Source organism: Albidovulum sp. (genome assembly GCF_008933605.1).
Taxonomy (GTDB): domain Bacteria; phylum Pseudomonadota; class Alphaproteobacteria; order Rhodobacterales; family Rhodobacteraceae; genus Albidovulum.
This window is the reverse complement of the sequence record NZ_WBUS01000183.1, coordinates 1-5,544: the sequence shown is the minus strand read 5'-3', so window position 1 is coordinate 5,544 and position 5,544 is coordinate 1. Positions and strand designations below refer to the sequence as shown.

The following is a 5,544-nucleotide window of genomic DNA, read 5'->3' as shown; positions in this document are numbered from 1 at the left end:
GACCCCCTCCCCCCGGACAAGATGTACGGGGGTTTCGTAAAAGAGCCGGTAGGCCGGGCCCAATGCCTTCGCCCGGCGGGCGACGAGGGCTGCGTCCTCCGCCGCGAGGTTGCCGCCGCCCGCGACATAGGCGTTGGGCATGGCGTCCTTCGGGATCATGGGGCAGCCTTTCGGATGAGGGCCGAGAGTTGCGCGCGGGCCGCGTCACGGTCGAGGGCGGAAAGCGCCTCGAACCCGGCACGCGAGACGGGCAGGTTTCTGAGGAAATAGCCGGCGTGTTCGGGCTGGCGCGCGGCGCGCCAGTTCGAAAGCACGATGGTGGTGACCATACGCATCGCCACGAGGTCGAGGACCATCGTCTCCTCGCCCTCCAGAAGCGGCAGGACCGAGTGCCAGCCACCGATCACATCAGCCATCGTGGCGAGCGGTCCGGCCGGGTCGGCCTGGTAGGAGGCAGCGACGGCAAGGTCGCAGACCCGCGCCGTGCGCACCATGTCGCCGAAATCGAGGATGCCCGTGATCCGCGTGGCGCCCGGATCGGTGAGGAGGTTGTGCGGGTTGAAGTCGGCGTGGACGACCTGCCAGGGCAGGCGTGCCAGGGCCGGGGCGACCTCGGCGTCGAAGCGGTCGAGCGCGGCCTCGCAGGCCGCACGCAGCGGCATCTCCGGCACCGAAGGCAGAAGCGGCCGCAGCCTGCCCGCGTTGCGGATGTCCCAGATGAGTTCGTGATCCTCGGCCGGGTGGCGGAAGCCCTCGAGCGCCCGGGTGAGGCGCGCGGCCATCCCACCGACGCTGCGCCGGAGCGCGGCGGACCGGGGCGCGAGATGGAGCGGGGTACCCTCGACCCAGGTCAGAATCCTCACGATGCTGCCGGACGGAAGCGCGATCTCCACCCGTCCGTCCCGCGCGGCGACGACGCGCGGCACCGGTAGATCGGGCGCCGTGCGCGCAACGTGCGCCAGCGCCTCGGTCTGGAAGTTCGTCACCTCCGCCGGTTCGGCGGCATTGGCGATCTTCAGCACGTAGGTCTGACCCTGGGGCGTGGTTAGACGGAAATTCTGGTCGCGTTCCGAGGTGAGTGGAGCGAGCGTGCCCGTCAGGCCGAAATATCCGTGCGCGAGCGCGCCGGCCTCCTCCGCCGTCAGGCGGGGCTGCTCGGCGGTCATGCGCTCGCCGGCGGATGAATGCGGCATGGAACACGACACGATCGGACCTCCTCCGGCGCGAGGAAGGCAGGAAACCGCGCGGGATTCAAGGCCCCGCCCAGGGTTCTCGGCGCCCCGCGACCCCGGCCACGCGGCGCAGGCCCGCCTCGGTGCCCGGCGGGGACGTTGGCGACGGCATCAGGGCGGACGGGGGGCGAAAGTGGCCAAGCGGGTGCCGGGGGCGCTCCCCCCGGGCGCCCAAGGGACTGCGACAACGAAGCAGCCCGGTCCGGGGCCCTCCGTCACCGGCCGAAGGCGCCGGGGCCGCGCAGCTTCGCGTGGCGGTTGACGTCCTTGTAGAGAAGGTAGCGGAAGGGGCCGGGGCCGGCGGCATAGCAGGCCTGCGGGCAATAGGCGCGGAGCCACATGAAGTCGCCGGCCTCGACCTCCACCCAGTCGCGGTTGAGCTTGTAGGCGGCCTTTCCCTCGAGCACGTAGAGCCCGTGTTCCATCACGTGGGTCTCCTCGAAGGGGATCACTCCGCCCGGCTGGAAGGTCACGATGGTGACATGCATGTCGTGGACAAGGTCATCGGGATCGACGAAGCGCGTTGTGGCCCAGCGGCCTCCGGTCCCGGGCATGGCCACGGGCTTGATGTCGCCGTCGGAGGTGACGAAGGCTTTCGGCGCGGCAAGTCCCGGCGCGTATTCGTAGAGCTTGCGGATCCAGTGGAACCGCGCCGGATGGTCGGTGCCGTTGTGAAGCCTCCAGTCGCAGCCGGGCGGAATGTAGGCGTAGCCCCCGGCGCCGAGGTCGTGCTCCTGCCCGTCGAGCGAGAGCCAGACCTCACCTTCGGTGACGAAGATCACGCCCTCGGCCACAGGATCCGGCTCGGGCAGGTCGGAACCGCCGCCGGGGCCGACCTCCATGACGTACTGGCTGAAGGTTTCGGCAAAGCCCGACATCGGCCGGGCGATGATCCAGAGCCGCGTGTTGGTCCAGCCCGGAAGGCTGCTTGTCACGATGTCGGAGAAGCAGCCCTTCGGGATGAGGCAATAGGCCTCGGTGAAGACGGCGCGACCGGTCATCAGCGCGGTTTGCGGCGGCAGGCCGCCGTGGGGGGCATAGTAGGGGCTCATCTGGGCAACATGTCCTTGAGGCGGAGTTCCGCGATGCGTTCGACCTGCGCACAGGCTTCGGCGACTTCCGTTTCGTTGTCCTGTTCGAGACGACGGCGGAAGGCGTCGAGGATCGTGGCCTTGCTGTTGTCGCGCACCGCGATGATGAAGGGAAAGCCATGCCGCGCGGAATAGGCGGCGTTGAGTTCGGCGAACTCGGTCCGCTCGGCATCGGTCAGCGCGTCGAGACCGGCGGAGGCCTGTTCCGCGGTCGAGGCCTCGGTCAGACGCCTCGCCATGGCGAGCTTGCCGGCGAGGTCCGGATGGGCGGTCAGAACGCCCAGCCGTTCGGCGCGTGAGGCGCTGCGGAAGACGCGGGCAAGAGCATTGGCGAGCCCGGTCGCCGTGTCATGTGCGGGGCCGAGTTCAAGTGCCCAGGCGCGTTCGGCAACCCAGGGCGAATGCTCGTAGACGCCGCCGAAGCGGGCGATGAACTCGGCCTTCTCCATGCGGCTCGGACGGTCGAAACCCGGCGGTGGGTGGGTCGCGGCCCAGTGGCGGGCGATGTCGAGGCGCCGGGGGAACCAGACGCCCTCGTGCCCCCGCGCGTAATCGAGAAAGCGCTTCAGCCCGGCGACCTTGCCCGGCCGCCCGATCAGGCGGCAGTGCAGGCCGACCGACATCATCTTTGCCGCACCCGCCTGGCCTTCGGCATAGAGCACGTCGAAGGCGTCCTTGAGATACTGGAAGAACTGCTCGCCCGTGATGTAGCCGGGGGCCGTGGCGAAGCGCATGTCGTTCGCTTCGAGCGTATAGGGTATCACCAGCTGATGACGATCACCCGCCTCCAGCCAGTAGGGCAGGTCGTCATCGTAGGTGTCGGAAATCCACTCGAAGCCCTGCTCGGCGGTCAGGCGCACCGTGTTCATCGAGCAGCGTCCGGTGTACCAGCCGGTCGGGCGGGACCCCACCACCTCGGCATGAAGGCGGATCGCCTCGGCGATCTGGCGACGCTCCTCGCCCTCCGGCATGTCGCGGTGTTCGACCCACTTGAGCCCGTGGGAGGCAATCTCCCATCCCGCCGCCTTCATCGCGGCGACCTGCTCGGGCGAGCGAGCAAGGGCGGTGGTGACGCCGTAGATCGTCACGGGAATCCCGAGGCCCGTGAAGAGCCGGTGGAGCCGCCAGAACCCGGCGCGCGCGCCGTAGTCGTAGATCGACTCCATGTTCCAGTGGCGCTGGCCCGGCCAGGGCTGCGCGCCGGCAATGTCCGAAAGGAACGCCTCGGAGGCCGCGTCGCCATGGAGGATCGAGTTCTCTCCCCCCTCCTCATAGTTCAGCACCAGCGAGACGGCGACCCTGGCGCCGCCCGGCCAGCGCGCGTCTGGCGGGTTCGGGCCGTGGCCGGTCATGTCACGGGGATAGCGGTTCATGGTTACCTTCTCGGTTGCGATGCAAGGTCGGCTGCGGCGGCGAAGGCGATCATAGGCCAATTCCGGCATTCCCGACGGAAACTCGCAGAATCCCCGTTGCCGCGCAGCGTGCCGAGGATGCCGCATCCGGACGGAAGTCGCCATGGCTGACTGTCTGATGGCGCATGTTCTCGACGCGGCGCGGCGGTTGATCATTACCGGCTGTTCCTGCCGTAGCCGCACGGCCTCCCAATGCCATCGTCACGGGTCAGAGGTCGAGAAACCAGGGGTCGATCTTCCAGTAGCGCCGCAGGTCGCCGGCCGTGGCATGCGGCAGGCCCACTTCTTCCATCGCATAAAGGTCGGCGCCGACCAGCGCGGCGAGGCGCCAGCCCTGCGCGGCGCCCTCGCGGGACGGGCTGCCGGGGCCGAACATCCGCTCGATCTCGGTCGCCGCCGCGACAATCGCCAGCATGACCTCTCCCGCCGGCGCTTCGGGCCAGCGGGCGACCATCTCCCGCACGAGGGGACGCCAGCCCTCCGGCGTATCGAGAAGGCGCTCGATCGCGAACTGCACCTTGTCCAGATCGCCCGATGCCCCGACGATCTCCCCCGCCATCGAACCCGTCATTGCCCCGCCATGCCTTACTGGACGGCCCCGCGGGCCGCCGCCACCCGCCTCCCTTTCCGGCCGGTTCCGGCGCGCCTGTCAACCGCGAAACCGGAAACCGGCATTTTTTGACCTTCCGGTCAAACCGATCCGTTGCAGTGGACCGGGACAAGCGATAGCCTTCCATGCGATGATCGCGCGGCGGTTCGGACGGGTGAGGTGATGACGGTGACCGGCGGGCAAGGCCCTTCGAACAGCGAGCGCAACCGCGGCGTGGCGTTGCAGGCCGACTGGTTCGAGCACGTCGCCGTCAACACGCCCGCGGCCGAACGGCGCACGACCACGCTGACGACCCGGCGGACGGTCAAGAAGGAGTGGCAGGCGGCCTGGCTCGTCAACGCCATCCGCTGCATGGACCTGACGACGCTTGCCGGCGACGACACCGCGGACCGGGTCCGGCGGCTCTGCGCCAAGGCGGCGCGACCGCTGGCCGATCACCTCATGGCGGGGCTGGGGCTCTCCCGGCTGACGACAGGGGCGGTCTGCGTCTATCCGACGATGGTAGCGGCGGCGGTCAGGGCGCTGAGCGGCACCGGGATCCCGGTGGCCTCGGTCGCCACGGGATTTCCCGCAGGTCTGATGCCGCTCGACCTCAGGCTGGCCGAGATCCGCTATGCGACCGACGAGGGCGCGGACGAGATCGACATCGTCATAACCCGCGCCCACGTTCTCGACGCCAACTGGTCCGCGCTCTACGACGAGGTGGCCGCGATGCGGGAGGCGTGCGGGCCGACCCACATGAAGGCGATCCTCGCAACCGGGGACCTGAAGACGCTCAGGAATGTCTACAAGGCCAGCATGGTGGCGATGCAGGCGGGGGCGGACTTCATCAAGACCTCGACCGGGAAGGAGGGCGTGAACGCGACGCTGCCCGTCAGCCTCGTGATGGCCCGCGCGATCCGGGACTACGGCGGGCGCACCGGTTTCCGCATCGGGTTCAAGCCGGCGGGCGGCATGAAGACGGCCAAGGACGCGATCGCCTGGCAGATCCTGATGAAGGAGGAACTCGGCAACGACTGGCTGAAGCCCGACCTCTTCCGACTCGGCGCCTCGTCGATGCTGGCCGACATCGAGCGCCAACTGGAACACCACGTCACCGGACGCTATGCCGCGTCCTCGCGCCATGCCCTGGCGTGATCCGTCTCCGATGCAAGGGCGGCGCAGGCCCGAGGGGGGCGCGGAAGCGCACGCCTGTGGGG

The 5,544-nt window shown here is 69.2% G+C and carries 5 protein-coding genes; 1 reads left to right on the top strand and 4 read right to left on the bottom strand.

Going from position 1 to position 5,544, the window contains the following annotated elements; translation table 11 throughout:
- Positions 1 to 155 precede the first annotated feature (155 nt).
- The 4 genes from F9K34_RS16600 to F9K34_RS16585 all read right to left on the bottom strand — a co-directional run bounded on the left by F9K34_RS16600 (position 156) and on the right by F9K34_RS16585 (position 4,306).
- Complete coding sequence (locus F9K34_RS16600; RefSeq protein WP_291338228.1) at positions 156 to 1,166, bottom strand: phosphotransferase; 1,011 nt, start codon at positions 1,164 to 1,166, stop codon at positions 156 to 158.
- 281 nt (positions 1,167 to 1,447) lie between these two features.
- Positions 1,448 to 2,284, bottom strand: a complete 837-nt coding sequence (locus F9K34_RS16595; protein ID WP_291338227.1) for a bifunctional allantoicase/(S)-ureidoglycine aminohydrolase — start codon at positions 2,282 to 2,284, stop codon at positions 1,448 to 1,450.
- Positions 2,281 to 3,696 (bottom strand): allantoinase PuuE, encoded by a 1,416-nt coding sequence (gene puuE, locus F9K34_RS16590; RefSeq protein ID WP_291338226.1) that lies wholly within the window; start codon positions 3,694 to 3,696, stop codon positions 2,281 to 2,283. Before puuE ends, F9K34_RS16595 begins: the two co-directional genes overlap by 4 nt.
- A gap of 247 nt (positions 3,697 to 3,943) precedes the next feature.
- Positions 3,944 to 4,306 carry a hypothetical protein gene (locus tag F9K34_RS16585; protein ID WP_291338225.1) on the bottom strand — a complete coding sequence of 121 codons (363 nt, stop codon included), beginning with the start codon at positions 4,304 to 4,306 and terminating at the stop codon, positions 3,944 to 3,946.
- Between the two features lie 201 nt (positions 4,307 to 4,507).
- On the opposite strand from F9K34_RS16585, the gene deoC reads away from it, so the two are divergent.
- On the top strand, positions 4,508 to 5,482 hold the full coding sequence (gene deoC, locus F9K34_RS16580; RefSeq protein ID WP_291338224.1) for a deoxyribose-phosphate aldolase: 975 nt from the start codon (positions 4,508 to 4,510) through the stop codon (positions 5,480 to 5,482).
- Positions 5,483 to 5,544 lie beyond the last annotated feature (62 nt).